A 26,612-nucleotide genomic window follows, 5' to 3' on the forward strand; every position below is an offset into this window, starting at 1 on the left:
ATGGTATGTGCCCGAATTTTAAGGCTCGTACCTGTGCGCCTGCCGTGCCATTACGCGGCTATTGCCATAAGGTAAGGTAGTAATAAAGAATTTCGCTGGGTAAAGGGTTTAGCGAGAGGAGAGAACTCGTTTGGAACCGCGAAAAATCTTTTTTCTGAATCATCTGTCCTGTTATATTAACAGCCTGGGGGACGCTTTAAGCCAACTCGGCCACAAATTGTATTATCAGTCATCCTGGAACCAGCAAGAAATCGAAGCTGCAATTGCTTATTTTCGGCCTGAAATCCTGATCACTGTCGGTTACGACAAACCTATGGCCGAGTTTCCGCTGGAAGTCATTCCGGACTGGTGCGAGAAATATGGACTGCTCCAAATTTACTGGGCTACGGAAGACAAAATTCATTTTGAAAGGCTGTCTCAAAAAGCGGTACAGCGCCTTAACCCCGACATCGTCTGGACGATTCATCCGGATTGTGTCTCCATGTACCACGAAAAAGGGATCCTGTCGGAGTTTCTGAACTTTGCTTTTAACCCGCGTCTTTTTCCGGAAAAACGGGACGTCGGCCCTGAACAATATGACATTGCTTTTGTTGGGACGACGCATCTGGAAACAAGAACATATCGTTATGAAAGCCTGAAGGAGCTTCTGTTCCCGCTGGTTGCCTCGCCTGAAAACGTCCATGTTTGGGGGGGCAACTGGAAGGAGAACGCAGCGCTGCTCAAGCATGAATTCGGCATGGCCTTGCCGCCTTCATGCATTCATGGTTTCCTGCCTTACAAGAGGACAGCGGGGGTGTACCACGGCAGCAAGATTATGCTTGGTGTGCAGAATGCCAGGGATCAGGTTACCCAGCGCACGTTTGAAATTCTTGGCTGCGGTGCCTTCATGATCGCCAGCCGGACGGAAGAGCTGGAAAGATTATTTGAACATGGGAAAGAGATTGTCTATTCGTCGGATCCGGATGAAACATTGGAGCTGGCCCGGTACTACTTGAAGCATCCGGAGCAGCGGACGGCCATCGGCCGCATGGCAAGAACAAAGGTGTTGTCCAGGCATACGTTTTCCCGTGAACTGGAAAGCCTTTGGCCTAACGTGGAACAATTACTAATGGAAAAGAGGGTATCATTCTATGATTGAATTAGTACCGTTGGCCCGCCAATTTCAATCGATTCTGCCCGAAATGTTGGAGGCCATAACTGAGACCATTGAATCCGGCAAGTATGTGCTGGGACCAAACGTTAAAAAGCTGGAGAGTGAAATTTCGGCCTATCTGCAGGCAGCGCATGCGATCGGCGTCGGTAACGGCACGGACGCCTTGGTTCTGGCACTGGACGCACTAGGAATTGGCCCCGGAGACGAGGTCATCACGACTCCGTTTACTTTTTTTGCTTCGGCAGAAGCGATATCCAGGGTCGGCGCCGTTCCGGTCTTTGCCGACATTGATCCGCACACCTATTGCATAGACCCGGCCCGTATCGAAGAAAAAATAACCCCGGCCACGAAAGCGATCATCCCGGTTCATTTATTCGGCCAATCCGCCGATATGGACGAAATCATGGATATTGCAGACCGATATGATCTGAAGGTCATTGAGGATGCGTGCCAGGCGTTTGGTGCGGAGTATAAGGGACGCCGCGTCGGAAGCATCGGCCATGTGGCATGTTTTTCGTTTTTTCCGACCAAAAATTTGGGTACCGTCGGCGACGGCGGCTTGATCGTCACTTCAGATGATGATCTTGCCCGGAGGGTCCGTCTCCTTCGCCAGCACGGAAGCGAGAAGAAATATCATCATACCATCCTTGGGTATAATAGCCGCCTGGATGAATTGCATGCGGCCATCCTTCGTATCGCCTTGACAAAGATTGATAACTGGAATAAAAACCGGATGGTTTTGGCCGCGCGCTACCGCGAAGCGCTGAAAGACTTGCCCGATCTGACGATTTCACCGGAAAAAGAGGATCGCAGTCACATTTATCATTTATTTTGCGTAGAGTCTAAACAGAGAGAAAAGTTGCTGGAGCAGCTCAAACTTCACAATATACAAACAAGTGTATATTATCCTTGTCCTTTGCATTTACAGGAAGCTTATGCTCATCTTCATCATGGCCCGGGCGATTTCCCGGTGTCGGAACGGCTTTCGACTCAGTTGTTTGCCTTGCCTATGGGCGCCTTCCTTTACGAAGAAGAGCAGGATCAAGTCATCTCCGCTTTGCGCACCACGAAAGGGGAAGGCCTGTCATGATCAAGTTTGGTTTGGTCGGCTGCGGAAGAATAGCCGATCGGCACATCCGGTCGCTGGCCGAGTGTGAAGATGCGGAGCTTACTGCATTGTTTGACGTTCAGCCGGAGCGCATGGCTGCCGTGGAAGCGGATTATGCTAAATTTTCGGGTTGTCAGGGAGAGATGGCTAAATATACGGACATGGAACAACTCCTGAAGGATCCACAAGTTCAGGCGGTCATTATCGCTACTCCCTCGGCCCTGCACGCCAAGCTCGCGAGTGAGGCTATCCGAAGCGGCAAGCATGTCATGCTCGAGAAACCGATGGCCTTATCCCTCCAAGATGCGGAGAATATTATCGCCCTTGCCCAAAAGTATGAAGTCACCGTGCAAGTATGCCACCAGCTAAGGTATAGAAAAATAATGACCCAGGTGAAGGAGTTAATCGAGTCGGGTACGATGGGCAAGTTATACCTTGGCGTTGTTTCGATGAGATTGCAGCGATCCGCAGCATATTATGAAGCAGCCCCTTGGAGAGGGACGTGGGAACAGGATGGGGGGATGCTGCTGAACCAAGGCATTCATCTCGTCGATCTGCTTCAATGGTTTCTGGGCGACGGCACTCGGGTATTTGGAAGCCTGCAGCGCGGTCTGCTTATGAAGGAAACCGAAGATGTAGCTGCCGGAATCGTGAATTTTAAAGACGGTGCTATCGGGATGATTGAGGCCAATACGGTAACTTATCCCGGCAATTATGATAACTGTATCACCTTGTTCGGAGAAAAAGGAACGGTAAGCATCGGAGGCATTCGTCTGGACGAAGTCCGTAAATGGTCATTTTCAGATCCAAATGTCCCCGACCCGGTGATAGAGCCTGCCGGAGAGGAGCATGTCAGAATGTACGAACGCTTTATAAAGGCGGCCAAGAACCAGGAGAAAGCGGTACTGATTGATGCGAAGGAAGGGAAAAGGGCGCTCGAGTTGATCTTCGCTTTATATGATTCTGCGCTGAAAGGCCGTAGCATGCCAATTCCATTAATCTCGTTTCATACGGAAATGATGGGTGATCTGGAGGTGGGAATATGAGCTCGGCTTTTGGACGGGTGCTGGTAACCGGAGGTGCCGGATTTATAGGCTCTCAATTATTGCTCAGGCTGCTTCCCGTTTCTGAGCACATTACGGTGATTGATGATTGCTCGACAAGCCGGCGAGAGAACGTTCCGGTCTCGGACCGGATCACCTTCCACGAGATGTCATATGTGAATGAAGAACTGTTGGAACGGGTGCTTCCGGGAACAACCCATATTTTTCACTTGGCTTGTAGAAATCTTGTCATGTCCGCCGAAAATATGGACGATGACTTTCATGTTAACCTGTATGGAGGCTATTTGCTGCTTCAAAAGGCGAAGCGCTTATGTCCTGATTTACAGCGGTTTGTGTATACGTCCACGGCCTCCGTTTACGGGAATGCAGAACAATTTCCGACTCCGGAGAGCTGGTATCAAACATCGGTTCCTTATGCAGCAAGTAAATTTTCCATGGAGCACTACTGCCAGGTTTATTTCAGGATGCATCAATTCCCGATCTCGGTGCTCCGTTTGTCGAACGTTTACGGTCCGGGTCAGCTGACGACGAATCCCTACTGCGGGGTTGTAGCCAAGTTTTTCGAGGAGGCGGACCTTGAGAAACCTTTCACGATCTTCGGGGACGGAACGAACACACGCGACTACACCTATATTGATGATGCGATCGATGCCTTAATGGCTGCAGGAGTCCATCCCGAAGCAATAGGAAGGGTGTTTAATGTCGGCACAGGGGTAGAGACTAGCGTCATGCGACTTGCTGAGCACATTTCCCAAATTGCCGGACGGTCCGAGCTAGCCATCTCCTGGCATCCAAAGCGAAAAGTGGATATCGTTCGGCGCCGGTCTTTGGATGCCGGGCTGCTGCGGGGCACGCTTGGATGGGAGCCTCAAGTGGATCTGGCATCAGGGCTTGGGAAGACGGATCAATGGAGAAGAGGAGGGAAGTCGCCGGGATGAGGATTTTTCACGGAAAACTAGAAATCGCCGGGCAAATGGGGACTATGTGCGGAGAATTGAAAAAGCGGGGTCACCTTGCCACGGGCTATAATACATTTCATACCTATTTGGGATATAGGGATCATTTAATCAATACAAACATGGAAGAGCTCGTGAATACGAGCCATCATCTGATCAATTTTTACGACGTGTTTCATTTCCATTATGCGACCAGTCTTCTTGACGGCTATAAGGATTTGGAGATTATCAAGAGCAAAGGCAAAAAAATGGTCATGCATCATTGGGGCAATGATGTCCGTTTTCATGAGCAGGCTCGGGAGAACAATCCTTATGTCTTTACCGGAGATTCGCCGCCCAATGAAGTTATTCACAGCCGCTTAACAGAGATTACCCGATATGTGGATGAAGCCATCGTCCAGGATTATGAAGTATACACATATGTCCAGCCTTATTACAAAAAAGTGCATGTCATACCGATCTCGATCGACCTGGCTCCCTTTACTCCGGCATATCCGCCCGGAAAGGTCAGACGGCCGCTGATTGTGCATGCCCCGACACAACAGGATTTTAAAGGAACGGTAGCTATCGAAGCGGCCATTCAGGAGCTGCAAAAGTCGTATGACTTCGAATATAAGCGAATTGAAAAGATGAACCACGAGCAGGCGGTGGAAATGTACCGGGCGGCTGATTTGGTTGTCGACCAAATCCGGTGCGGCTCCTATGGTCTCCTCAGCGTAGAATCGATGGCTCTGGGCAAACCGGTAATCACCTATATTCGCAGCGATCTGGTCGAGAAATTCCCTTCTGAATTACCGATCATGAACGCCAATCCGGACAATATCGTGACCGCCATCCAGGTGTTTCTGGAAAACCCGTCCCTTTACGAGGAGTTGGGGAGAAAAGGCAGATCCTATGCAGAAAAGTATCATGCCAAAGAAGCCGTCGTAGATCAAGTGGAACAGGTGTATGCCAATCTGCGGCCATAAGAAAGGAGGTCTGAGGTATACCGATGAATATCTTGGAGAAGTCGATGCTTTTTATTCCAAATCGTTACTCTGCCCATGGAAAGGAAATCTACGTGTCCTATAATATTGCGGTTATTCCTGAAGACATGGAGGTTCTGTCCATGAAACTGATCGTAACCGCCAATGTTCCGGCTACGGGAACGCTTGTATTGCGAGACATTGCACATGGTTGGGATGAACAGTACATCTTGAAGGCACGGCCATTGTGTACGGAGATTAAGGATACGGTTGCCATTTCAGGGGTCAAGGAAATCGAGTTTGATCTGACTCGATTGTCCGGGCCTTGGCGGTTTGATAGTCATAATAATCATGGGGTCTATGTAGTCTTGGAATCTGAAGATGATGCCTCGTTTTTGCTGGAGGACCCTCCCTATTTGCTTGTCGGTACCATGTGACCGTTGCGAAGTCCTTGTCTGTGCGTGAATGGGCTGCTTTGAGTGGAAGCGGAATTGCCGCCTGCCCTCAAGCAGCCCTTTTCTTGCAAAAAAAACGGCGGCTAAGTAATTTCTGCCCGCCGTTTTTTTTCATGTTTTAGTAAGCGATGCCCGGATAGTTGACCTTTTGATAGATGCCTTTAACGAATGTGTAAAGCCGGATATACTCCGTGACCCGTTCTTTGTATACCGTCTCAAGGGTCTGATTCGGAAATTGATACACAAGAAAGGAGTCTTTCATATAGTTCTGCTTATCGGGAAGTCCAAGGTTGAAGTAATCGAGATGATGGTAATCGCTGTAGATCATTCCTTTGCCGAACGTAATTTGAGTACCCAAATGATAGAATTTCGCGAATCCGGATGAATTTAGAATCCAGTTCGTCAGATAACCGGTATTTCCCGTATAGTTGGAGTTCAAGGCTACTACATGAAAGCCAAGCTCATGCCATTGAATCACCCCGTTGGCACCGTAATTGGGCAGCCACATGCTGAGCTGGTTACGGGAAGCAATCGCTCCGTTGACCCATTTTAAAAGTTCCTCGTCATTGCTTTGCGGGATGATGGACTCCCTCTGCCATAGAAATCCTCTGAAGTCCAATTTGTTGTGCAGATCGGTTCGCTGGCTCCATCTGGCATTGAATTGGTCGATCCACCAGATGACTGCAGCAAAGCGGTCCATGTTTGAAGAAAAGTTAAGGTTGCGGCCCTGGATTTCACCGAATGCCTTTTGGAATTGATGAGGATACGGGATGGAGACCCAGACATCGAGTTTATCACTCTTGGCAAGCCGGTGCAGGGCTGTGAGATTGACCCCGGGGGCGAACAGATTGTCGATCCACTCCAGCCAGTCGGTTTTTACCGAGGGTTCTCCAAAGCCGACGTAAAGCGGGTACATAAAATGACGATTACTCTTTGTACGGATCCCGTTAAAGATGAATCCCTTAAAAAAGCTGTCAATCGGTTGACCGTTCAGCATGTAATTCGTGTAATAGCGTAATTGGTCTTCATTCCAACTTAGAGGCATTTCATTCAATAAATCTCCGCACGGTATCATGCACACCTGGTTTTTCAATTGATAGGCCTGCGGTGATAAATATCCACTAGCCGACGCAGGAATCATCTTTTCACACTCCAGCCATTTTATTTTTTGTTCTTTTTCAATAAATAGTATGTTCTCAGAATTAGGGATGACCTAGACAACAATCCAATTTTGTCCAGAGCACTGGCAACCGTCTCTATAATTGAATAAATCATAATGTCAGAAGAATGCAGTCATTTTGTGAGGGGAGGAGCATTATGAAGATCGTTCATGTGCCGACCGAAATTGCGGGTCAAATGCAGACCATGGTGAATGGGCTTCGGCTGGCGGGACATGAAAGCAACGGGTATAACTGGTTCCTCAGTTATTTGAACTACAGCGGAGACATCAATATAACGGATGCTTACGAGCTAATCAGAATCGTGGATCCGATTGCCAGATATGCAGACGTAATCCATTTCCATAACGGCAACTCATTTCTGGCCAATAATATCGATCTGCCTTTCCTGCATGCGAATGGAAAAGCAATGGTCATGCATCATTGGGGCAATGATGTCCGAACTAAAAAGATCACGAGCTTGCTCAATCCGTATCAGATTCCTTCCAGTTACTTTCCCGATGAACGGATTCATCAAAATCTTATGTTTACGAGCAAGTATATCAAGCATGCCATTGTTCAGGACTATGAGCTCTATCCGCATGTGGCGGACTATTACGAGCATGTTCATGTTCTGCCACTGGCTTGCAAGCATGAGGATATTCCTTTCGTTTATCCTTCCATAGACAATAGGAACCCGTTAATAATTCATGCTCCCACCAATCGTGAATTCAAAGGATCGGAATATGTGGAGAAGGCTATTGCGGATCTGAAGAGAACGAAGAGGTTCGAATACCGTGCCATCGAGAAAATGAGCCATCGGGAAGCGATGAGCACCTACCTGACTGCTGACATTATCGTCGATCAAATCCTGTGCGGAACCTACGGTATGCTGAGCGTGGAAGCTATGGCAATGGGAAAAGTCGTGGTTGCCTTTGTCAGGGACGATGTTAGAGCGAAGTTTCCGCCGGAGCTGCCGATTGTGGTGGCGAATCCGGATACGATATCAGCGGTGCTTGCCACGCTGATCGATCAACCGGAAGCGAGACATAACCTGGGTATAGCCGGCCGCTATTATGTAGAGAAATACCACAGCTTGAGTTACATCACTCCGAAACTGCTGAATATTTATAACAGCGCTAAAGGAGGAGGGTAAATGGAATCGGTAAAAGTCTTGCACATTCCGGTGGAGATTGCCGGACAGGTCGGCTTGATCTGCGATACTTTGATGAGCAAAGGGATCCATGCCATTGGTTTTAATTATTTTCTGAACTATTTGAATTACAACCGAGTGATCCCTATTGAATCCTATGAGCTCATTAAGCTGCTGGACTACAGCATCCTGAATTATGATTTGTTTCACTTTCATAATAGCTATACTTTCATAGAAGATAAGCGGGACATTCAAATGATTAGTGAGGCTGGCAGAGGCGTTATCATGCATCATCGAGGCAATGACGTCAGGTCGCATAAGCGGGCGAAGGCATGGAACGGATACCAGAACCCCTATGTAAATACGGAATCCTCCTTTTCCGAGGAAGAAATGGAACGAAACCTGAAGTTTTTTGCCAAGCATGTGTCGGCGGCTATTGTCCAGGACTATGAATTGTACCCTTACGTGGCGGATTACTACGCGGCAGAAGGAAAAAAGGTATATGTGCTGCCCAGACTGTTTATTCCGTCTTCCGTCACCCCCCCAAGTCCGAAGCTTCAAAAGATAGATCCGCCACTGATTGTTCACGCACCGACTCATCGTGAGTTCAAGGGGACCAAGTTTATTATCAGTGCGGTTGAGAAATTGGCGAAAGAGGTTCCGCTCCGCTTCAAGCTTGTCGAAGGGATGAGTCATGACGAAGCGATGGCGCTTTACGAAGAAGCGGATATCGTGATTGACCAGGTGCTCTGCGGTGCTTACGGCAACCTGAGTGTGGAAGCGATGGCGCTCGGGAAGGCGGTTGTATGCTATATACGCCCGGACCTTAAAGACACGTTCCCTGCTGATTTGCCGATTCTGTCATGTAATCCGGATACGCTTTATGACGGGTTGAAAGAGCTGGTGCTTCATCCGGAACTCAGGGCGCAGCGGGGGCGACAGGGCATCGCGTATGTTAAGAAGCATCATGATGCAGATCAAATCATTTTACAGTTGATCTCGATATATGAAGAGGTTCTGGGAAGGAGCATATTGTAAATGGGCGGAAGAAGCACAGAGATTCTTTATGGATCAAATGTTACGATCGGCGAACACGTCATTATTGAGCCTGGCGTGGTAATTGGTGATGATGTCACCATTGGAAATTTGGTCGTGATCAAGCAAGGCACGAATATCGGCAACGGGGTGCACATCGGAGATCTGTGTGTTCTCGGTAAACGCCCTGCATCAAATCCCAAAATGTCGCAAAAGCCGCCTGTGGACCTGCCGCCGCTAATGATCGGCGATCGGGTCAAAATCGGCTGCAGCGTTGTGATCTATTGCGGGGTTAATCTCAGTGAAGATGTGTTTGTAGGCGATATGGCCAGCATTCGTGAACGAGTAAGCATAGGAAACAGCAGTATTATCGGCCGTAATGTCATTGTGGAGCCCAAAACGGAGATCGGAAGCAGAGTTACGGTTCAAACGTCTTCGTATATTACCAGCGATATGGTGATCGAAGACCATGTTTTTATCGGCCCATGCTGCTCTTCCTCTAACGATAAATATATGGGGCTCGGCAACTACCCTCACCAAGGCCCCATTATCCGGCGTCACGCTAGGATTGGGAATAATGCGACCTTGCTGCCAGGGATTACGATCGGTGAACAAGCGGTCGTCGGTGCGGGAACGGTCGTTACTAAAGATGTTCCTCCTGGCGAGACGGTAGCAGGCAACCCGGGAAAACCGATCAAATCAACTAAATAAATATTAGCTATATTTTGAACCAAGGAGGACGTATTTATGACCGGCAACAACACCAAGAATTTGATCAAAACGATTGCCGTGATCGGGCAAGGATACGTAGGTCTGCCGCTGTCCCTGTTATTTCTCTCCAAAGGATTTACCGTATACGGAGTAGATAAAGACCTTGGGAAAATTAGGGCGCTGCTTCAAGCCAAAAGCTACCTGCCCGACGTGACAGATGAAGAGCTGAGTCAAAGCCTGGAAACAAACCGGTATCACCCGACTGATGAAATGAGCTGTATCCCCTTAGTAGATGCGATCATTATTTGTGTACCCACTCCGCTCAATTCAGAGCATTCACCAGACCTGACCATTCTCGAAAGAGCAGTAGCCGACATCAGCGGATATTTGCAAAAAGGCCAATTAGTTATCCTAGAAAGTTCTACTTATCCAGGGACAACGAGGGAAGTAATCAAACCGGCGCTTGAACAAGGCAGCGGTTTGACTGCTGGCATCGATTTTCATATTGGCTATTCCCCTGAAAGAATCGATCCTGGGAATGAAAATTTCAAGGTGGAGCAGATTACCAAGGTGATCAGCGGTCTGACTCCGGAATGCCTGAAGCTTGCGGAAGAGCTATATGGAAAAGTATTTGATAGTGTAGTGAGCGTCTCGTCGCCGGAAGTAGCAGAATTTACAAAGCTGCTGGAAAATGCCCATCGTTTGGTTAACATCAGCTTTATTAATGAACTTGCAACCATTTGTGATGAAATGAACATTGATATTTGGGAAGTAATTGAAGCGGCCAAGACGAAGCCCTTTGGCTTTACCCCTTATTATCCTGGCCCCGGTATCGGTGGGCATTGTATTCCAGTCGATCCGCTGTATTTGCAGTGGAAGGCGCAAAAAGCAGGCCTGACGAGCAAATTTATTGAAATTGCAGATGAGGTTAACCGGAATGCGCCGCACTATGTTGCTGCTCGAATCCAAGCTCTGCTTAATCAGCATCATGCTCCCGATCAGGCAAACCTGCTTATCTACGGGGTTGCCTACAAAAGAGACATCAATGATGTCCGGGAGTCGCCGGCCCTGGATCTGATTTCCTTGCTGGCCCAATCCGGGCATCATGTAAGCTATCACGATCCCTATATTGAAGAGATTGAAGCGGGAGGGCAAGTCTATAAGAGCGTCGAGCTTCATGAAGAGACTTTGCAGAATACCCATTGCGTCATCATTGTGACAGATCATTCCGTTATTCCAATTGATAAAATTGCCGCTCATGCTCAAATCGTTTTTGACACGCGCAATGTAACGGATAAGCTGGCGAATAAAGAGAACATTTATCGCTTCGGAGCCGGACACGGAAACTTAAATTGATTTATAATTTCCCGGCGGCTTCCTTGTCAAAAGTTTTCAGGATACCGTTCCGTGCAGAGAGCCATTCTATAGCTGCAATCATTATAGCTATGGAAGGGGAATGTACATTCGATGCATATGAAGAAGATGGTCCATTTGTCATTGTCCGCCGCTCTTATCGCCGGCATGGTCGGTTTGACCGCTTGTGGAACTCGTACAGATAACAATAATGTCAAAACGCAAAGCCTGCGAAACCATAACGGACGAAATGCTGACGTAAATTCGCTGCCGCAAGGAAATCGTATGTTTTCACGGAGTGCGGGTAACGGTCAATCGGAGCGGATTACTTCGCTGAAATACAGTCCTGCGCTGAGCAACAAAGTTGCCGGGCTAAGCGATATTCAAACGGCTCATGTCGTCGTGACTGAGCGGGATGCTTATGTAGCAGTGACGCTTCATGGAACAAATAACAATCCCGGGACAGGAACGGGAATATCGGAAATGTCGACAGGGATGTCAACCGGGATCAATAACAACCGGGGAATGACGAATTTTAGCGGTTCGTACGGAGCAAACTCCGAGACCCGGGGAAGCGGGAGTAACGGACTGGCTCGCGGATTAACAGGGCGTTCCGGAACGGCAGGCAGCTTGTTCGATCTAAATCGCGGCGATGGGGGCATGGGAACCGGCACATTGCATGGCCTCGAGAACGGTACGGAAGCCGGCAGGGTGACTGACAATGTTACTCAACAGGTAAAAGATCAGGTTACCGATGTTATTAAGAAGACAGCCCCGAATATTCGTAATGTCTATGTATCCAATGATTCCGACTTTGTATCAAGAGTCGGCAGTTATGCAACAGAATCCCGCGGCGGATCCGCACTCCAGAATATGATTTCGGACTTTCAGACGATGATCGACCGGGTGTTTCCATCCCGTGCAGGAACAATGACTGGACCGAACGGTTATGCGCCGACACAGCCGAGCGGAATTAACAATAGAGGTATGACACCGGCCGGAATCAATAATAATGGCTATTCAGGCGGAGTGACGCGCTAGAGATAAGATCTGCAGCAAAAAAAAGAACTGTCCCTTCCCCCAGGGGAATCACGGACAGTTCTTTATTCTACATAGCTATTGAAGCTCACTCTGGAAGGCATGGCCCTCGACCCAAATCTTTTCCAATTGCAGGTCCGTACTGACGAGCAGCAGGTCCGCCAGCTTTCCGGTCTCGATGGAGCCGGTGAAGTGATCGATTCTTAGCAGTCGCGCCGGGTTGCCGCTTGCAGCTTCTGATGCTTGCTCTATCGTCAGGCCAATCTCCTGAACCAGGTGACGGAAGCCGCGAATCATGGTCAAGGTGCTTCCGGCCAAAGTTCCTTCATCCTCTTTGAGCGTACATACATTATCCTTGACGACGACCGGCAAATCGCCAAGCATATAATCTCCGTTCCCTAATCCAGCTGCGGACATCGCATCCGTGATCAGAATCAGATTACGGTTATTCTTGACTTGGGCGAGCAACTGGATGCCTGCTTTATGCACATGAATCCCATCGGCAATAATCTCTGCGCTGATAGCGGGGCTGCTTAGCACGGCCCCGGCAGTTCCCGGCTTGCGATGATGGAATGGAGTCATTGCATTGAAGGTATGCACTGCATGATGGAGACCCACTTCAACTGCCGACATGATCTCCTCATAGGTTGCATCTGTATGGCCTGCAGCAGCAACAATTGCTTGACTGCGAAGGAATGCGATAAGCTCATGCGCACCTTCTTGTTCAGGAGCAAGGGTCACCTGCTTGATTAGGCCTGGATATTTAGCATTCCATTGCTCGACCCATGCCTTGTTGGGAGGAACGATGTGAGCGGGATTCTGGGCACCGGGCCAATTCGGGTTGATGAAGGGACCCTCAAGATGGACACCTGCCAGCTTGGCATAAGGCATCCCGTCTTCTATATAGCGATGAACTTCTTCCAGAACCGCATCAATAACCTCTTTTGGCATAGTCATGGTGGTGGCTAGCATCGAGGTCGTGCCTTGACTCAGGTGCAGCTTGGTAATATCATCGAATGCTTGTTTGCTTGGCGACGAAAAATCCTGAAGCATGCCGCCGTGAACATGTATATCGATAAATCCCGGCAGGACATAGGCACCCTCTGCATCAATAGCGTCATGGGTCGACATGCCAGCCGAGGCGAGGCCTGGAGTTGTACCCACATAACGGATCACTCCGTTTTCTACCGATACTGCCCCATCCTTAATGATGCCCCGTGGAGTGACAACCTGTGCGTGGATAATTTGCAGAGAAGAGGATTCCATTAGAGAAGTCCCCCTGCGGCTTGGTCCAACACAACGACAACATTAGCGTGAGTCTGGAGCAGGGATGCCGGGCATTGAGTCGTGATCGGCCCTTTTAACGCCTTGGCCACAATTTCGGCTTTGTCGGCGCCCTTTGCCATCAACAAAATCTGCTTGGCTTGCAGGATCGTGCCAATTCCCATCGTGACCGCATGGGTTGGAACTTCTTCAATTGAAGGGAAATAGCGCGCATTGGCCTGGCGTGTTAGCTCATCCAATTCCACGATATGGGTTGGTCCGTGCAGGTTCTCGCTCGGCTCGTTAAATCCAATATGGCCGTTATGTCCCACGCCGAGCAATTGCAGGTCAATCTGTCCCGCCTTCTCCAGCAATCGGGTATATTCTTCTGCGGCTTTCTCTGAATCTCCGGAAGGAACATGTGTATTCTCAATCGGAATATCAATATGATCGAACAGCTTTTCATTCATGAACCGGCGGTAGCTCTCCGGATGATTCTCAGGAAGACCGACATATTCATCCAGATTGTAGCTGCTGGCTTGTTTGAAGCTGACCACACCTTCACGATATAGTTCAACCAGCTTCTGATATACGCCTACAGGCGTACCGCCGGTAGCCAGCCCCAAAATAGCCCGGGGATTGGATTGCAGCAAGCTGGCGATAATACCGGCACCGGTCTCATTAAATTGTTGTTCACTGTTCACTTTAATAATATTAATCATTATTGTTACCCTCCTTGGATATTCTGTATGCTTGAACGTTCTGATAAGAACCTTCCAATCTCGGAATGAAATCCTCGAACTCTGTACTAACCATACCTGTAAATAGAATATCGATAACATGAAGCTGAGCGATTCTGGATGCCATATCTCCCCGGCGCATCCCCTCTTCAAGTGAGGAAGAGAACAAAGAGATATCAGCCATAGAAGCGAGCGAGTTGCTGCCGTATTGCGTCAGCGAGATCGTTACAGCTCCGCTGTCTCTTGCGCACCTTAAGGCATCAATGGTCTCCGGGGTTTCCCCGCTGTAGGAAATGGCAAGCGCAGCATCCCCGGCCCGAAGTCCGGACGCCGAAGTAATCTGCATATGCGAATCGGAAAATGCAGTACTATTTTTGCCGATTCGGACCAGCTTTTGATAAAAGTCCTGCGCAATAATGGAAGATGTGGCCACCCCGTATAAATCGATCCTGCTAGCCAGGCACAAAGCATCGATAGCTCTTTGGAGCGTATTCATGTCTAGTAGCCGGGTTGTGTCCGTAATGGATGCCACATGGTTTGCTTCCATAGCCTGCACGATTTTGTGCAAGTCATTTCCGGCAATAATATCCTGATACTGGGCTTCCGAAGTCTGATGGGCCAGCTCTCCGGCCAGCTTCATTTTGAAATCAGGAAATCCCTTGAAGTGAAAGGTTTTGCAAAAGCGCGTCACGGTAGAAGGACTGATTCCGCATGTATTGGCTAACTCAGTAATCCCAAGGTGAATTACTGCGGAGGAATGCTTGAGAATATACTCCCCCAGCCGTCTCTCTTGAGGCGGCAGTGTCTCCAGATGGCTGGACAAAGCATGCAAAATCGGCGATAGCATATTCTATAATCACCTTCTTTTTGAAAGAAAATTATTTTTATATTATGGTCTTATTACATGAAAATTATTTTGATTTCATCATATACAATTCTCCGCGTGAAATCAAGCAGACAGGATTTTTGTTGTGATTTGTGCAATTGCATACTACACTTAAATGGTAGAATCAAGGATTGCCGAGGTGAAGAATATTGGATTTTGACCTGGATCATTACATTGAACGCCTACTGGCTGCATGGTCTAACAGTTTTCGGAAAATCCATAGTGAAATTATGCAGCACAGTGAGCTTGGCTTGACAGGTCCCCAATTTCAGATGCTGAGCTTGATCTACCGCAGTGAGTCCTGCAATGTCAGTCATCTATCAGAGAAATTGGATGTTAAACCGAGTGCGATCACAGTGATGGCCGATCGTCTGGTTCAAAGCGGTTATATCGAGCGCCGGCATGATGAGCAAGACCGCCGGGCAGTGCTTCTGTCGGTCACCGAGCTTGGGGCAGACGTCTATAAGGAAGCGGGAAACCGGTCGCGCAAGGTTTTAAGATCCCATCTTTCGAATCTGACGCCGCATGAATTGGAGGTTCTGATCGGGGTCATCGAAAAGTTTGCGCAGAATGATGTCCCGAAATCGAACCGTGATTAAGGTCTTAAGGGAGACTAAGAGGAGCTTGCCTGTCGGCAGGCTTCTTTTCAAAATCGTTCATATAGAGCAGCAGCTTCAAAAATTCGATCGGTCTGCCGCAGGAAAGAGGCGAATTAGCGATGTATCAGCAGAAGACAAAAGAAACCGAAAACAGCGTCATTGAATTTATCGAAAATTTGGATCAAGCGAAAAAGCGTGAGGATGCCTATCGGCTGTTGGATATTTTCAGAGACACGACAGGATATCCGGCAAAAATGTGGGGGCCCAGCATCATCGGGTTCGGATCCTATCATTACAAGTACGTTTCCGGTCATGAAGGCGATGCGCCGCTTGTGGGTTTCTCCCCGAGAAAGGCGAAGATCAGCTTATATTTCGCGACAGGAGATGAGGCACGGGATAACCTGTTGGAACTATTGGGTAAGCATACAGCGGGAAAAGGCTGCGTTTATATCAATAAATTGGCGGATATTAATGAAGATATTTTAATAGCATTAATCACTCAGTCGGTTCAATTTCTGAAAGAAACTTATCCGCCGGCGGAATAGAATAAATGTAGAACATTCCAAACACATACCGGAAAAAGGAAGGGGAGAATTTTATTTGGAAACCTATATTCTTGCTCTGGACCAAGGAACAACGAGCTCGCGGGCGATGTTATTCAATCGGAAAGGTGCCATCGTTCATTCCGCTCAGCGCGAGTTTCCGCAGTATTTTCCCAAGCCGGGATGGGTGGAGCAGCAGCCAAATGAGATCTGGGGCTCGATTCTCGCGGTTATCGCCTCCTGTCTGTCGGAATCCGGAGTGAAGCCGAAGCAAATCGCCGGCATTGGCATTACGAATCAGCGGGAGACAACGATCGTGTGGGACAAGGAGACGGGCATGCCTATCTATCCGGCTATCGTCTGGCAGTCGAGACAGACGGCTCCCATTTGCGAGGAATTGAAGCAGGCTGGTTATGATCAACTCTTCCGGGATAAGACCGGGCTACTTATTGATCCCTACTTTTCCGGGACAAAGGTAAAATGGATACTTGACCATGTCGCCGGTTCCAGAGAACGGGCGGCCAGAGGCGAGCTTCTGTTCGGCACAATCGACACCTGGCTGATCTGGAAGCTGTCCGGCGGTGTATTGCATGTTACGGATTATTCCAATGCCTCCAGAACGCTGATATATAATATCCACTCGCTGGAGTGGGATCAGGAGCTGCTTGCTATTCTGGATGTGCCCCGGGCCATGCTGCCGGAGGTGCGGTCCTCCTCGGAGATTTACGGCAACACGGTACCCTATCATTTTTTTGGAGAGGAAGTTCCAATTGCGGGTATCGCTGGAGATCAGCAGGCGGCTTTGTTCGGACAAACCTGCTTCGAAGAGGGCATGGTGAAGACAACCTACGGAACAGGCTGCTTCATGCTAATGTATACAGGCGAGCGACCCGTCGAGTCGGCGCATGGACTGATTACATCGATTGCTTGGGGGATCGGCGGCAAGGTAGAGTATGCCTTGGAAGGAAGCATTTTCGTGTCCGGCTCGGCCATTCAATGGCTTCGGGACGGTCTGCGAATGCTTCGCGATACGAAGGATAGTGAGATTTATGCGCGCCGTGTGGATTCAACGGAGGGAGTCTATGTGGTTCCTGCCTTTGTGGGCTTAGGCAGCCCTTATTGGGACAGTGAAGTAAGGGGAGCCGTGTTCGGATTGACCCGGGGCACATCAAAGGAGCATTTTATTCGTGCAACACTGGAAGCGCTCGCTTATCAGACCAAGGATATTCTTGCGGCTATGGAACAGGACGCGGGTATGGCGGTCTCCAAGATGCGCGTGGACGGCGGGGCCGTATCGAATGAGTTCTTGATGGAATTTCAGAGCGATATTTTGGACCTGGCCGTGGAGCGGCCGGCAGTTCGTGAGACGACGGCACTGGGAGCAGCCTTCCTGGCCGGGCTTGCCGTAGGCTATTGGCAGGACCGGGAAGAAATCCGCCAGATCTGGAGGCTTGACCGCCGTTTTGAGCCTTCCCTGGAGGAGGCGGTTCGTTTGTCCCTCTATGAGGGCTGGAAGCGCGCGGTAAATGCGGCCATGGCCTTCAAGTAGCTCAAGCCCAATTTGCCTGCATACCGCACCATTAACCCGGTTTCTTCATAAGATGTGTTGACTGTATCCCTGAACCTTGTTAAACCAAAAACCCAAGCAAGGAGGGGTGACGCATTTTGAAGACTAGCGATCGCAACAGCAAATTTCTGTTAACACATCGTGAACGGGAAGTTTTTGAGCTCCTCGTGCAGGATAAAACGACACGGGATATTGCAGGGCAGCTGTTTATCAGTGAGAAGACAGTCCGGAACCACATTTCCAATGTCATGCAAAAATTGAACGTAAAGGGCCGGGCACAAGCGGTTGTCGAGCTGATCAAGCTTGGGGAGTTGAAAATCTGACGATGTGCGGCAAGTCCTCCCGCTCACTGTCGTCATTTGCAGTGTGAATGCAATTGAGAGCTAACGAGCTTCCGCAGAGGAGCGAGAAGGCTCTTTTTTTTGAATTAGATAGGACTAGTTTATATAAAAATAGACCAAGTGATCGCTGTCCATGGAAGGAAGGTATCGCTTGGTCTATTTTTAAAGCGGAGAGTAGAGTAGAGGTGCCCAGAAGAAGCGAAGCGCCCGCCTTTGTGAACGGATTTCTAACAATAATCAATACAATGAGAGAAATCCGTGAACAACAGCGGTCGGAGGGATACCTTTACTCGCGGCGCCCTCCGCGCATCTCCTGTACCTGTCAGTAGTCAAGAGCTGCTGGCTTACAGCGACTTCAAATATTCGACAATTGTCAGCAGACCTTTGTCAAAATTCTCTAGATGGAAATGCTCGTTCGGAGCGTGCAGGTTTTCGTTCGGCAAGCCGAAGCCCATCATGACGGCAGGAGCCTTCAGAACACGGGACAAGGTCTCAACGATTGGAATAGAGCCGCCATCCTTCGTGAACAATGCACGGGTTCCATAGACTTTTTCATAAGCATCCGCAGCTTTTTGCAGCATCGGATCGGACGGATCGATGGTGAACGCGCGGGCACGCTCCAACTGCTTCACCTCAAGCTTGGCGCCAGGAAGCAGATGGGATTGAAGATGAGCTTCAATCTTATCAAGCACATCCTGCGGATCCTGATCCCCCACGAGCCGGCAGGTGATCTTGGCGTGGGCTTCCTTAGGGATGACCGTCTTGGTTCCCTCACCTTGGAATCCGCCGTACACACCGTTTAATTCCAGTGTTGGACGAACACCGGTGCGGGCGATGAATCCGAAGCCTTCTTCACCGTACAGCGTGTCCAGGGCAAGGGTTTGTCTCAGCCCTTCCTCGCTGAATTGAAGCTTCTCAATTTCTTCGCGAATCAGATCGGTCATCTCAGGCACACCTTCATAGAAGCCTTCGACGGCAACCCGGCCTTGCTTATCATGCAGCGAAGCCAACAGATCGATCAGCACATGAAGTGAATTCGGCACCCCGCCTCCATAGGTCCCGGAATGCAAATCCGTATTTGCTGTTCTTACGCTAACCTCCAGAGAACACAATCCGCGCAGGCCGGTACAAATGGCCGGCTTGCCTGGTTCCAGCAAGGCGGTATCAGAGATCAGGACGACATCGGCAGCCAGCTTGTCCTGATGTTCGGTCAGAAAGGACGGGAGATTCGGGCTTGTTACCTCTTCTTCACCTTCAATACAGAACTTGAGGTTGACCGGCAGTTCTTTATCCAATTGCAGAAGGGCCTCGGCGGCCTTTATATGAAGAAATACCTGTCCTTTATCATCGGTAGCTCCCCGGGCAAACAATTTGTTATCGCGAATCGTAGGTTCAAATGGCGGGCTTTCCCATAATTCCAGCGGGTCTACAGGTTGTACATCGTAATGCCCATAGACTAACACGGTAGGCTTGCCTGGAGCATGCACGTGCTCACCGTAAACAATCGGATGGCCGTCTGTCGGATAGATCTCTACTTGCTCCATGCCCGCACGGCGAAGGGAGTCAGCAACCCATTCAGCGGCTCGGTTCATATCGGATTTATGTTCGGATAGGGCTGAAATGCTCGGTATCGAGATCAGTTCGCCCAGTTCCCGTAAATGCTTGTCTTTGTTGCTCTGAAAATAGCTTTGGTAATCCATCGTTATCATTTCCTCCCGGACGTTAGTTTCCCTCCCATTTTACACCTTTTTGTGCGATAACAGAAATAAACGGCAGTAAATTCAGCGGTTCAGATTAAAATTGCCTTAAAAAATGTACATCTTTTTTAGGATTCCTTAAGGTATAACCCGCATAATTCTGATAAAGTCATAAGAGTATAAGTTTGTACAAGAATGAAGGGAGTCAGCGATCGAATGGAAGATAAGGACAAGGAATTAGAAATCGTCCCGGGCGGACAAGCAGAAGAGGATGCGCTTACAGAAGGAAGTGTTGACACGCCTGCAGAAGAGATGCCTGTGGAGACAGGCGACACCGCGGCTGAAGACACAGAGATCCAGCCTTTGGAAGAGACTAAAAATGAAGAGGAACCTGAAGGCGAACCTTTGGCAGTAATGACTCCGGCCTATGATGAATTAACCAAGGAAAACGGCTCGTTATCGAATAACGGGAATGGCGGCAGCAACAAGGTCTGGCTATTTACTTCACTTGCACTTGTGGTTGTGCTGATTATTGTGCTGGTCAAGCCGCCATTTGCAACGAACAAGGCAGAGGCGGTAGCTACGGTAAACGGAGTGGAAATCTCCAAGGACCAGCTATATGAAGAACTAAACTCCGCCACCAAGCAATCCGCACTTGATCAATTGATTATGGAGGAGCTTGTCAATCAAGAGGCAGTTAAGCAGAGCGTTGAGGTTACGGAGAGCGACATTGACGCTGAAGTTGCAGATCTGGAAAAATCTTTCGGCTCAAGAGAAGCACTTGACAGCGCACTGGTATCTAACGGCATGACCATGGAAATGCTTCGTGAAAATATTCAATTGAAATTGTTAATGACCAAGCTGCTTGAGCCGCAAATCACGGTTACGGATGATGAAGTCAAGCAGACGTTTGAAGATTACAAATCATCATTTGATACACCGGAGCAAGTTCGGGCCTCGTTGATCCTTGTCGCTACGGAAGAAGAAGCGAATGATGTGATCAAGCAATTGAAGGAAGGCAAGGACTTTGCAGAGCTGGCTGCTAACGTGTCATTGGATGAATATACCAAGGCCAATGGCGGCGATACGGATTTCTTTGCCCGCGGAGAGCAGGAAGAAGCGATTGAAGAGGCGGCTTTTGCACTTGCCAAGGATGAAGTCAGCGAAGCTGTCAAGACAAGCGGCGGTTATACTGTAATCAAGGTTACGGACCGTATTGAAGCACACTCGGCGACCTATGAGGAAGAGAAGGATTATATCCGTAAAACGCTGGTCTCCAACCAAGTGTCGGAGCTGAGCAGTAGCTGGGTTGAGGGCCTGCGCAGCAATGCAACAATCACGAATACCTTCACAGATTCATCGGATGACGAAGCAGACACAGAAGCAGCAGAATAACCGGAATGATGGGGGGGCCTGAACAGGCACCCTCTTTTTTTAGTTTGTGCAGTATGATCCATTGGAGGTACAATATAGTCTATATACATACGGAACGGAACAGAACAGAGCTCAAACTGGAGGAGAGATCATGGCGGAATGGTATGAGCACAGCTTTGGTGAAGACTACTTGCTTGTATATAAGCATCGTGATACTCAAGGAGCCAGACGGGAAGTCGAGCGTATGGTTGAGTGGCTGGAGCTGCCGCAGGAAGCGAAGGTTCTTGATCTGTGCTGTGGAATGGGACGCCACTCCATGGCTTTGGTGGAAGCTGGCTTCGAAGTAACTGGCGTTGATTTATCGGAGGTCCTTTTGCGTGAAGCCCGAAGAAATGACCCGGAGCACCGGGTGACATGGCTTCAAGCAGATATGCGGAAGCTGCCGCTAACAGGAGGATTTGATGCTGTTGTGAACCTGTTCAGCTCCTTTGGCTACTTTAAGGAGGACCGTGAGCATATTCAAGTGCTGCGTGAGATTAAGCGGGTACTGAAACCGGAGGGAAAGTTTATCATTGATTACCTAAATCCGAGGTATATTGCCGACAACTTGATTCCAGAGTCTGAACGGATGGATGACGGCCAGCGAATTGTGGAGCGCAGAATGATCCAGAATGGGTACGTAATGAAGCGAATCTGGATTTCCCAGGCGGCTAAGAGTGAAGGAAACAATCAGGAGGAGCCCCGTGAATACCTGGAGCGGATCAAGCTGTATACTGCTGAGCAATTTACCGATATGCTTGGAGAGGCAGGACTTATATTGGAGCAGATTTACGGAAGCCATGCAGGCGAGAGCTACGATCCGATTCTGTCTCCGCGTATGATCCTGTTGGGTGGATGCCAATGACCCGGCAGATGATCCAGAGCTGGGATGAATATCGGATTCATGCCGTGCATGTTCCTATGGCTCCTCCGCTCCGATGGATAAACAGCTATATTTTGCAAGGAAATGGAGAGATAACCCTGGTTGATCCCGGGCCTCGTACCAATGAATCCATAGCAACATGGGAGCAAGCGCTGGGAGAATTGGGGATTCAGGCTCGGGAGATTACCTCCATCGTAGTGACTCACCATCACCCGGATCACTACGGTCTGGCGGGATACATGCAGTCCCGTAGCGGAGCCAAAGTTTATATGTCCCGCCGTGCCTATGAAGAATCCCAGCTAATGTGGGGGAAGGGGCAGCGAATCAACGAAGAGCTAACCGCCTTATTTCGTCAGCATGGAATGCCGGATACCTGGCTTGCCCTGCTTCCAGGACATCTGGACAGCTTCCTTTCACAAGTGGAGCCGCAGCCCGAGATCATATCCGTTGCGGACGGGGAGATTCTCCGATTAGGAGATCGAAGCTGGACGGCTATCGAAACGGCAGGCCACGCCCCGGGGCATCTATCGTTCTACGAGGATGGACAAGGGATTATCCTATGCGGAGATGCAGTGCTTCCGCAGATATCACCGAATATCAGTCTGCTTCCCGGAAGCGACCCGAACCCGCTGCATTCCTTCCTGCAATCTTTGGACAAGCTGAAGGACTTCAGGGTGAGCGTAGCTTTCCCGGGACATCGAAATCCTTTCTCCGGCTTCGCTGAGCGTATTGACCGACTGCTGCTGCATCATGAGGAACGTCTGGAGATGATTGAGGCTTTGCTGGACGACGGGGAGCGAAGCGGCTTTGATATTTGCGAAGCTCTGTTTGGTACGGAATTGGGCATTCATCAGATGCGATTTGCCATGGCAGAGACATTGGCGCACCTGTTTGAATTAGTACGGCGGGGAAGGCTCGAGATTAGTAATTCAAGTTCACATATCCGGTTTGGGTCAAAAAGAATGAAAAACCGCTTGGAGTGAAAGAGAAGTCTCTTTGCTCCAAACGGTTTTTTTAGTGGACCTATCTGACAATATCTTTGCCGAGCGTATCCTCGCCCTGCTCCTGTTCCCGCTCTGCCTGCTTGCGATGGGCAATTCGACTGCTGGCCGACGCTGCGACCGCACCGACGATATCGTCGAGGAACGTATTGCATGGGCCGAGTGTCTTGTCGTTAAGACGCTCCAGAACGCCGGGCTTCAATTTGTCTACATATCCGTAGTTCGTAAATCCGATGCTTCCGTACACATTGACGATGGAAAAGGCCAAAATTTCATCTACCCCGTACAGTCCCTCGTCATTGGCGACCATATCCTGCAATTCAGGGATCAAAAGCCCCTGTTCCGCCAGTAAATCGAGCTGAATGCCGGTTAGCACAGCATTCTGAACCTCCCGCTTACTCAGCACCTGCTCCACATTATGCATGCATTCCTCCATGGTCAGGCCAGGGTAATATTTCTTCTGCAGCAGCATTACTAATTCTGCAATTTCTTCGATCTTTACCCCGCGTTTCTCAAGCCATAACATCGTGGCATCCGCCACCTTCTTGCTGTTCAGGCTATAAGGAGCCTTGGCCTTCCGTTCTTCCGTTCCGATCTTCATCACCTACTCCTAACTGTAATCAAGCTATCGCTATGATGCAGTGTGTCCATCTTGGTGCAAAAAGATAGTTATTTTTCAAAAAGGGGCTCGTATACATAGTAATAGAGGTTGTCTGAAAAGTCATCTTTTAGAGGTTGTACAAACGCGTACTTTTAGACAGTCCAGATTAGTTTAGGAGGAATCCCTGTCATGAGAATAAGCCGATTGCTTCGAATTACAGCTTTGTGCAGCGTACTTGCCGTTCCGCTCGTGTTATCGGGATGCGGGCTGTTTGGCGCGGGTCCTGCCGCGCAGATCGATCCGCCACCCAGCGATATTGAGACCCAGATGCTCCAATCTCTAGAATCCTCCAATCAGACAAGCCTGGAACTGGAGGAATCGCTGTCGACGGTCTATTTGCAGGACGAACAGGGATGGCTGGCGCCCGTGTCGCTTCATTTACCCTCGGGTGAAGCGCAATCTCGGGTTGGACGCCAATTGGAGATGCTTGTCAAGGACACCCCTTATCAAGCTCTGATTCCATCTGGATTCAGCGGCGTACTTCCTGCAGGAACCGAGGTGGAGGCTGTTACGATTAAAGAGGATGAGAAGCTGGCGATGGTGGAATTCAACCAGGCCTTTGGCAGTTATGATGCTGCTGACGAGAGGAAGATTATGGAGGCGGTAACCTGGACGCTCTTGGGGAATGAAGGCGTGGAAAAGGTACAAATCTGGATGGCCGGAGCCAAACTGAACGAAATGCCGGTCGGAAAAACACCGATGGATCGGCCGTTGACACGTGCACTTGGCATCAATCTGGAGCTTGGTGAGGGCATGAGCTTCTCGCAGACCCGACCGGTTACGCTTTATTTCGCGGCTACAAATCCTGATGGAGCTCCATACTACGTTCCTGTAACCAGATTTGTCTCCACAGGCAAAAATGTCGTTACGGCTGCGCTAGGCGAATTGATCAAAGGCCCAGCTCAGGGGAATGGTCTGGAGAGCGTTCTGACTGGCGGGACGGTTCTCAAGGCAGTTGAGCTGTCGGAGGATGGGGTCATTACGGTCTCCCTTGAGGATGATATGTTCGAAGCGGGAGATAAGCCGCCGGCTCAGATGCTGCAGTCCCTCGTACTGACCGTGACAGAGAATACACAGGATTATAAGGTCAGAGTATGGCTGAATGGGCAAAAGGATGTAGTCGGGATGGATAATCAACAATATGGTGAACCCGTACTTCGTCCGGCCAATATTAATGAAATCGAGCTCTAGGGTAAGGAACCGATTCAATAATAGTCCTGACGATCAGGCCTGCGGAAGCAGGCCTTTTCACCGCTTCCCCCAACCGCCAGCCAACAGACGGGGAATGGAAGGATGCTTTTATGACCACACTTTGATAGAATAGGGACAGCATTTAGGCATCTCGAAGACAGCAAGAACATGTAGGAGGCAATGATGATGAGAATAAATGGCCGGGAAGCCAACGAGCGGCGTTCGATGAAGATGACCGTGGATTATAACAAATATGCGGAGGGATCAGTCTACATAGAAGTAGGTGACACAAAAGTGCTTTGCACCGCCACCGTAGAAGAGAAGGTCCCCATGTTCATGAAAGGGCAGGGGAAAGGCTGGGTTACAGCTGAATATGCCATGTTGCCGCGGGCAACTCACAGCCGCAATCAGCGGGAATCCGCCAAAGGAAAGCAGAGCGGACGAACGATGGAAATTCAGCGTCTGATCGGCCGGGCCTTGCGTTCTGTCGTGGACCTGTCCGCACTGGGTGAACGTTCCATCACGGTGGACTGCGATGTGCTTCAAGCAGATGGCGGAACCCGGACGACCTCGATTACGGGAGCGTTTGTAGCGCTGGCAATCGCAGTGAATAAACTGGCGGTCAAGCATTCGTTGCCGGTGTTTCCCATCACCGATTTTCTTGCGGCAGTCAGCGTAGGCGTCGTAGGTGACCGGCAATTGCTTGATTTGAACTATGAGGAAGACTCCAAGGCCAAGGTGGATATGAATGTAGTCATGACCGGGCAAGGCCAATTCGTGGAGCTTCAGGGCACAGGTGAAGAAAGACCCTTTACAAGGCAGGAGCTGGATGGACTGCTGGAGCTGGCCGAGCAGGGGATTTATGAAATGATCGAGCAGCAGCGTGAGGCCTTGGGACCGATTGCTTTGAAAATTACTGAAGGAAAAGCGGGGGCGAATGTGTAATGGAACGCAGTGAATCCGTCATTGTGGTCGCTACCCGGAATCAGGGCAAGGTGAGAGAATTCGCTCATGCCCTTGCTTTTCTCGGTAAACCGGTCAAAAGTATGTATGATTATCCAGAGGTCCCGGACATCGTTGAAGATGGAGAGACATTTGCCGATAATGCCAGAAAGAAGGCCAAGACTGCCGGCGATATCCTCGGACAACCGGTGCTTGCGGATGACTCCGGTCTCTGTGTGGATCTGCTGGGCGGTGCGCCAGGCGTCTATTCAGCCCGTTATGCAGGTGAGGGCGCTACAGATGAAGACAACAATAACAAGCTGCTGCGCGAGCTGGAGAAGCAGAAGCAAGGCGAAGATACGGAGCAGCCGCTGCTGGGTACGGCTCGATTCATCTGTCATCTTGCTTTGTACGATCCTGCAACCGGCGGCTTTACGGAAGCATCCGGTTCTGTAGAAGGGTGGATCACCTCGACACCGGCAGGGGACGGGGGCTTCGGCTATGATCCGCTGTTCTACCTTCCGGATTACGAGAAGACGATGTCTGAACTGACGCTCGAGGAGAAGCAGGCGATCAGTCACCGAGGGGCAGCGCTCCGCGAGCTGGCTGCGAAGCTGAAGGCGTAAGCAGCGGAGTTGGATAGCCTTATATAACCGGCAAGAGGGTATCTCATAAGTCCCTTGCTAATGATTCTGCGTGCTGGGGGCAACGTGTGAAGTGTGCTTACGATCGCTGTTG

At 49.6% G+C, this 26,612-nt stretch carries 27 protein-coding genes; 21 read left to right on the forward strand and 6 right to left on the reverse strand.

The window, feature by feature from the left end:
* Positions 1 to 130: 130 nt before the first annotated feature.
* Genes KQJ23_RS19830 through KQJ23_RS19855 form a run of 6 tightly spaced genes read left to right on the forward strand, consistent with a single transcriptional unit; the run spans position 131 to position 5,683 of the window.
* Entirely contained in the window at positions 131 to 1,138 is a 1,008-nt protein-coding gene (locus KQJ23_RS19830; RefSeq protein ID WP_216480665.1) for a CgeB family protein, read from the forward strand.
* Entirely contained in the window at positions 1,131 to 2,243 is a 1,113-nt protein-coding gene (locus KQJ23_RS19835) for a DegT/DnrJ/EryC1/StrS family aminotransferase (protein ID WP_216480666.1), read from the forward strand. Before KQJ23_RS19830 ends, KQJ23_RS19835 begins: the two co-directional genes overlap by 8 nt.
* Positions 2,240 to 3,307 (forward strand): Gfo/Idh/MocA family protein, encoded by a 1,068-nt coding sequence (locus KQJ23_RS19840; RefSeq protein WP_216480667.1) that lies wholly within the window; start codon positions 2,240 to 2,242, stop codon positions 3,305 to 3,307. The genes KQJ23_RS19835 and KQJ23_RS19840 overlap by 4 nt, the downstream gene beginning before the upstream one ends.
* The gene (locus KQJ23_RS19845) at positions 3,304 to 4,263 is read left to right on the forward strand and encodes an NAD-dependent epimerase/dehydratase family protein (protein ID WP_216480668.1); all 960 of its coding nucleotides are present in this window, start codon (positions 3,304 to 3,306) and stop codon (positions 4,261 to 4,263) included. Before KQJ23_RS19840 ends, KQJ23_RS19845 begins: the two co-directional genes overlap by 4 nt.
* On the forward strand, positions 4,260 to 5,249 hold the full coding sequence (locus KQJ23_RS19850; RefSeq protein WP_216480669.1) for a glycosyltransferase family 4 protein: 990 nt from the start codon (positions 4,260 to 4,262) through the stop codon (positions 5,247 to 5,249). Before KQJ23_RS19845 ends, KQJ23_RS19850 begins: the two co-directional genes overlap by 4 nt.
* A 23-nt stretch (positions 5,250 to 5,272) precedes the next feature.
* The gene (locus KQJ23_RS19855; RefSeq protein WP_216480670.1) at positions 5,273 to 5,683 is read left to right on the forward strand and encodes a hypothetical protein; all 411 of its coding nucleotides are present in this window, start codon (positions 5,273 to 5,275) and stop codon (positions 5,681 to 5,683) included.
* A gap of 136 nt (positions 5,684 to 5,819) precedes the next feature.
* Here KQJ23_RS19855 and KQJ23_RS19860 read toward each other — a convergent pair whose 3' ends face one another.
* On the reverse strand, positions 5,820 to 6,842 hold the full coding sequence (locus tag KQJ23_RS19860; RefSeq protein WP_216480671.1) for a DUF4855 domain-containing protein: 1,023 nt from the start codon (positions 6,840 to 6,842) through the stop codon (positions 5,820 to 5,822).
* Between the two features lie 176 nt (positions 6,843 to 7,018).
* Here KQJ23_RS19860 and KQJ23_RS19865 point away from each other — a divergent pair, with 176 nt between their 5' ends.
* The 5 genes from KQJ23_RS19865 to KQJ23_RS19885 all read left to right on the forward strand — a co-directional run bounded on the left by KQJ23_RS19865 (position 7,019) and on the right by KQJ23_RS19885 (position 12,151).
* Positions 7,019 to 8,014: a glycosyltransferase family protein gene (locus KQJ23_RS19865; RefSeq protein WP_216480673.1), complete on the forward strand. Its 996-nt coding sequence runs from the start codon at positions 7,019 to 7,021 to the stop codon at positions 8,012 to 8,014.
* On the forward strand, positions 8,015 to 9,049 hold the full coding sequence (locus tag KQJ23_RS19870) for a glycosyltransferase family protein (RefSeq protein WP_216480674.1): 1,035 nt from the start codon (positions 8,015 to 8,017) through the stop codon (positions 9,047 to 9,049).
* Entirely contained in the window at positions 9,050 to 9,757 is a 708-nt protein-coding gene (locus KQJ23_RS19875; protein WP_216480676.1) for an N-acetyltransferase, read from the forward strand. It abuts the gene before it with no gap.
* Between the two features lie 36 nt (positions 9,758 to 9,793).
* Positions 9,794 to 11,113: a nucleotide sugar dehydrogenase gene (locus KQJ23_RS19880; RefSeq protein ID WP_216480678.1), complete on the forward strand. Its 1,320-nt coding sequence runs from the start codon at positions 9,794 to 9,796 to the stop codon at positions 11,111 to 11,113.
* 117 nt (positions 11,114 to 11,230) lie between these two features.
* Positions 11,231 to 12,151 carry a YhcN/YlaJ family sporulation lipoprotein gene (locus KQJ23_RS19885; protein WP_216480680.1) on the forward strand — a complete coding sequence of 307 codons (921 nt, stop codon included), beginning with the start codon at positions 11,231 to 11,233 and terminating at the stop codon, positions 12,149 to 12,151.
* A 75-nt stretch (positions 12,152 to 12,226) separates the two neighbouring features.
* Here KQJ23_RS19885 and nagA read toward each other — a convergent pair whose 3' ends face one another.
* The 3 genes from nagA to KQJ23_RS19900 are packed head-to-tail and all read right to left on the reverse strand — an operon-like array spanning position 12,227 to position 14,998.
* Positions 12,227 to 13,414, reverse strand: a complete 1,188-nt coding sequence (nagA, locus tag KQJ23_RS19890) for an N-acetylglucosamine-6-phosphate deacetylase (RefSeq protein ID WP_216480682.1) — start codon at positions 13,412 to 13,414, stop codon at positions 12,227 to 12,229.
* Positions 13,414 to 14,133: a glucosamine-6-phosphate deaminase gene (gene nagB, locus KQJ23_RS19895; protein ID WP_216480683.1), complete on the reverse strand. Its 720-nt coding sequence runs from the start codon at positions 14,131 to 14,133 to the stop codon at positions 13,414 to 13,416. Before nagB ends, nagA begins: the two co-directional genes overlap by 1 nt.
* Positions 14,126 to 14,998: a MurR/RpiR family transcriptional regulator gene (locus KQJ23_RS19900; protein ID WP_216480684.1), complete on the reverse strand. Its 873-nt coding sequence runs from the start codon at positions 14,996 to 14,998 to the stop codon at positions 14,126 to 14,128. Before KQJ23_RS19900 ends, nagB begins: the two co-directional genes overlap by 8 nt.
* 188 nt (positions 14,999 to 15,186) lie before the next feature.
* Here KQJ23_RS19900 and KQJ23_RS19905 point away from each other — a divergent pair, with 188 nt between their 5' ends.
* From KQJ23_RS19905 to KQJ23_RS19920, 4 genes are all read left to right on the forward strand, one after another.
* Positions 15,187 to 15,636, forward strand: a complete 450-nt coding sequence (locus KQJ23_RS19905; RefSeq protein WP_216480685.1) for a MarR family winged helix-turn-helix transcriptional regulator — start codon at positions 15,187 to 15,189, stop codon at positions 15,634 to 15,636.
* A gap of 119 nt (positions 15,637 to 15,755) precedes the next feature.
* On the forward strand, positions 15,756 to 16,181 hold the full coding sequence (locus tag KQJ23_RS19910; RefSeq protein WP_216480696.1) for a DUF1801 domain-containing protein: 426 nt from the start codon (positions 15,756 to 15,758) through the stop codon (positions 16,179 to 16,181).
* Between the two features lie 55 nt (positions 16,182 to 16,236).
* Entirely contained in the window at positions 16,237 to 17,727 is a 1,491-nt protein-coding gene (gene glpK / locus KQJ23_RS19915) for a glycerol kinase GlpK (RefSeq protein ID WP_216480697.1), read from the forward strand.
* Between the two features lie 116 nt (positions 17,728 to 17,843).
* Positions 17,844 to 18,068 (forward strand): helix-turn-helix domain-containing protein, encoded by a 225-nt coding sequence (locus KQJ23_RS19920; RefSeq protein WP_044481798.1) that lies wholly within the window; start codon positions 17,844 to 17,846, stop codon positions 18,066 to 18,068.
* 362 nt (positions 18,069 to 18,430) lie between these two features.
* Here KQJ23_RS19920 and KQJ23_RS19925 read toward each other — a convergent pair whose 3' ends face one another.
* Positions 18,431 to 19,786, reverse strand: a complete 1,356-nt coding sequence (locus KQJ23_RS19925) for a dipeptidase (RefSeq protein WP_216480699.1) — start codon at positions 19,784 to 19,786, stop codon at positions 18,431 to 18,433.
* A gap of 213 nt (positions 19,787 to 19,999) precedes the next feature.
* Between KQJ23_RS19925 and KQJ23_RS19930 the strand changes: the two genes are divergently transcribed.
* The 3 genes from KQJ23_RS19930 to KQJ23_RS19940 all read left to right on the forward strand — a co-directional run bounded on the left by KQJ23_RS19930 (position 20,000) and on the right by KQJ23_RS19940 (position 23,062).
* Complete coding sequence (locus KQJ23_RS19930) at positions 20,000 to 21,178, forward strand: foldase protein PrsA (RefSeq protein WP_249529930.1); 1,179 nt, start codon at positions 20,000 to 20,002, stop codon at positions 21,176 to 21,178.
* Between the two features lie 130 nt (positions 21,179 to 21,308).
* Positions 21,309 to 22,061, forward strand: a complete 753-nt coding sequence (locus tag KQJ23_RS19935; RefSeq protein WP_216480701.1) for a class I SAM-dependent methyltransferase — start codon at positions 21,309 to 21,311, stop codon at positions 22,059 to 22,061.
* Complete coding sequence (locus KQJ23_RS19940) at positions 22,058 to 23,062, forward strand: MBL fold metallo-hydrolase (protein WP_216480703.1); 1,005 nt, start codon at positions 22,058 to 22,060, stop codon at positions 23,060 to 23,062. The genes KQJ23_RS19935 and KQJ23_RS19940 overlap by 4 nt, the downstream gene beginning before the upstream one ends.
* A gap of 40 nt (positions 23,063 to 23,102) precedes the next feature.
* Here KQJ23_RS19940 and KQJ23_RS19945 read toward each other — a convergent pair whose 3' ends face one another.
* Complete coding sequence (locus KQJ23_RS19945; protein WP_216480705.1) at positions 23,103 to 23,681, reverse strand: phosphatidylglycerophosphatase A family protein; 579 nt, start codon at positions 23,679 to 23,681, stop codon at positions 23,103 to 23,105.
* Positions 23,682 to 23,870: 189 nt separating this feature from the next.
* Between KQJ23_RS19945 and KQJ23_RS19950 the strand changes: the two genes are divergently transcribed.
* The 3 genes from KQJ23_RS19950 to KQJ23_RS19960 all read left to right on the forward strand — a co-directional run bounded on the left by KQJ23_RS19950 (position 23,871) and on the right by KQJ23_RS19960 (position 26,500).
* The gene (locus KQJ23_RS19950; protein WP_216480707.1) at positions 23,871 to 24,932 is read left to right on the forward strand and encodes a GerMN domain-containing protein; all 1,062 of its coding nucleotides are present in this window, start codon (positions 23,871 to 23,873) and stop codon (positions 24,930 to 24,932) included.
* A gap of 183 nt (positions 24,933 to 25,115) precedes the next feature.
* Positions 25,116 to 25,877: a ribonuclease PH gene (rph, locus tag KQJ23_RS19955; protein WP_283571214.1), complete on the forward strand. Its 762-nt coding sequence runs from the start codon at positions 25,116 to 25,118 to the stop codon at positions 25,875 to 25,877.
* A complete protein-coding gene (locus KQJ23_RS19960; RefSeq protein WP_216480709.1) occupies positions 25,877 to 26,500 on the forward strand; it encodes an XTP/dITP diphosphatase in 624 nt (207 codons plus the stop codon). The genes rph and KQJ23_RS19960 overlap by 1 nt, the downstream gene beginning before the upstream one ends.
* Positions 26,501 to 26,612: the final 112 nt, after the last annotated feature.

It is taken from the genome of Paenibacillus brevis, from assembly GCF_018919145.1.
Lineage (GTDB): Bacteria > Bacillota > Bacilli > Paenibacillales > Paenibacillaceae > Fontibacillus > Fontibacillus brevis.

What these genes read in the sequence shown, in the direction of transcription:
- rph (WP_283571214.1), top strand. Translation starts at nt 25,116, where the DNA reads ATGATGAGAATAAATGGCCGGGAAGCCAACGAGCGGCGTTCGATGAAG.
- KQJ23_RS19835 (WP_216480666.1), top strand. Translation starts at nt 1,131, where the DNA reads ATGATTGAATTAGTACCGTTGGCCCGCCAATTTCAATCGATTCTGCCC.
- KQJ23_RS19935 (WP_216480701.1), top strand. Translation starts at nt 21,309, where the DNA reads ATGGCGGAATGGTATGAGCACAGCTTTGGTGAAGACTACTTGCTTGTA.
- KQJ23_RS19875 (WP_216480676.1), top strand. Translation starts at nt 9,050, where the DNA reads ATGGGCGGAAGAAGCACAGAGATTCTTTATGGATCAAATGTTACGATC.
- KQJ23_RS19910 (WP_216480696.1), top strand. Translation starts at nt 15,756, where the DNA reads ATGTATCAGCAGAAGACAAAAGAAACCGAAAACAGCGTCATTGAATTT.
- KQJ23_RS19930 (WP_249529930.1), top strand. Translation starts at nt 20,000, where the DNA reads ATGGAAGATAAGGACAAGGAATTAGAAATCGTCCCGGGCGGACAAGCA.
- nagA (WP_216480682.1), bottom strand. Translation starts at nt 13,414, where the DNA reads ATGGAATCCTCTTCTCTGCAAATTATCCACGCACAGGTTGTCACTCCA.
- KQJ23_RS19900 (WP_216480684.1), bottom strand. Translation starts at nt 14,998, where the DNA reads ATGCTATCGCCGATTTTGCATGCTTTGTCCAGCCATCTGGAGACACTG.
- KQJ23_RS19850 (WP_216480669.1), top strand. Translation starts at nt 4,260, where the DNA reads ATGAGGATTTTTCACGGAAAACTAGAAATCGCCGGGCAAATGGGGACT.
- KQJ23_RS19945 (WP_216480705.1), bottom strand. Translation starts at nt 23,681, where the DNA reads ATGAAGATCGGAACGGAAGAACGGAAGGCCAAGGCTCCTTATAGCCTG.
- nagB (WP_216480683.1), bottom strand. Translation starts at nt 14,133, where the DNA reads ATGATTAATATTATTAAAGTGAACAGTGAACAACAATTTAATGAGACC.
- KQJ23_RS19840 (WP_216480667.1), top strand. Translation starts at nt 2,240, where the DNA reads ATGATCAAGTTTGGTTTGGTCGGCTGCGGAAGAATAGCCGATCGGCAC.
- KQJ23_RS19925 (WP_216480699.1), bottom strand. Translation starts at nt 19,786, where the DNA reads ATGGATTACCAAAGCTATTTTCAGAGCAACAAAGACAAGCATTTACGG.
- KQJ23_RS19860 (WP_216480671.1), bottom strand. Translation starts at nt 6,842, where the DNA reads ATGATTCCTGCGTCGGCTAGTGGATATTTATCACCGCAGGCCTATCAA.
- KQJ23_RS19885 (WP_216480680.1), top strand. Translation starts at nt 11,231, where the DNA reads ATGAAGAAGATGGTCCATTTGTCATTGTCCGCCGCTCTTATCGCCGGC.
- KQJ23_RS19845 (WP_216480668.1), top strand. Translation starts at nt 3,304, where the DNA reads ATGAGCTCGGCTTTTGGACGGGTGCTGGTAACCGGAGGTGCCGGATTT.
- KQJ23_RS19880 (WP_216480678.1), top strand. Translation starts at nt 9,794, where the DNA reads ATGACCGGCAACAACACCAAGAATTTGATCAAAACGATTGCCGTGATC.
- KQJ23_RS19950 (WP_216480707.1), top strand. Translation starts at nt 23,871, where the DNA reads ATGAGAATAAGCCGATTGCTTCGAATTACAGCTTTGTGCAGCGTACTT.
- KQJ23_RS19960 (WP_216480709.1), top strand. Translation starts at nt 25,877, where the DNA reads ATGGAACGCAGTGAATCCGTCATTGTGGTCGCTACCCGGAATCAGGGC.
- KQJ23_RS19870 (WP_216480674.1), top strand. Translation starts at nt 8,015, where the DNA reads ATGGAATCGGTAAAAGTCTTGCACATTCCGGTGGAGATTGCCGGACAG.
- KQJ23_RS19940 (WP_216480703.1), top strand. Translation starts at nt 22,058, where the DNA reads ATGACCCGGCAGATGATCCAGAGCTGGGATGAATATCGGATTCATGCC.
- KQJ23_RS19865 (WP_216480673.1), top strand. Translation starts at nt 7,019, where the DNA reads ATGAAGATCGTTCATGTGCCGACCGAAATTGCGGGTCAAATGCAGACC.
- KQJ23_RS19855 (WP_216480670.1), top strand. Translation starts at nt 5,273, where the DNA reads ATGAATATCTTGGAGAAGTCGATGCTTTTTATTCCAAATCGTTACTCT.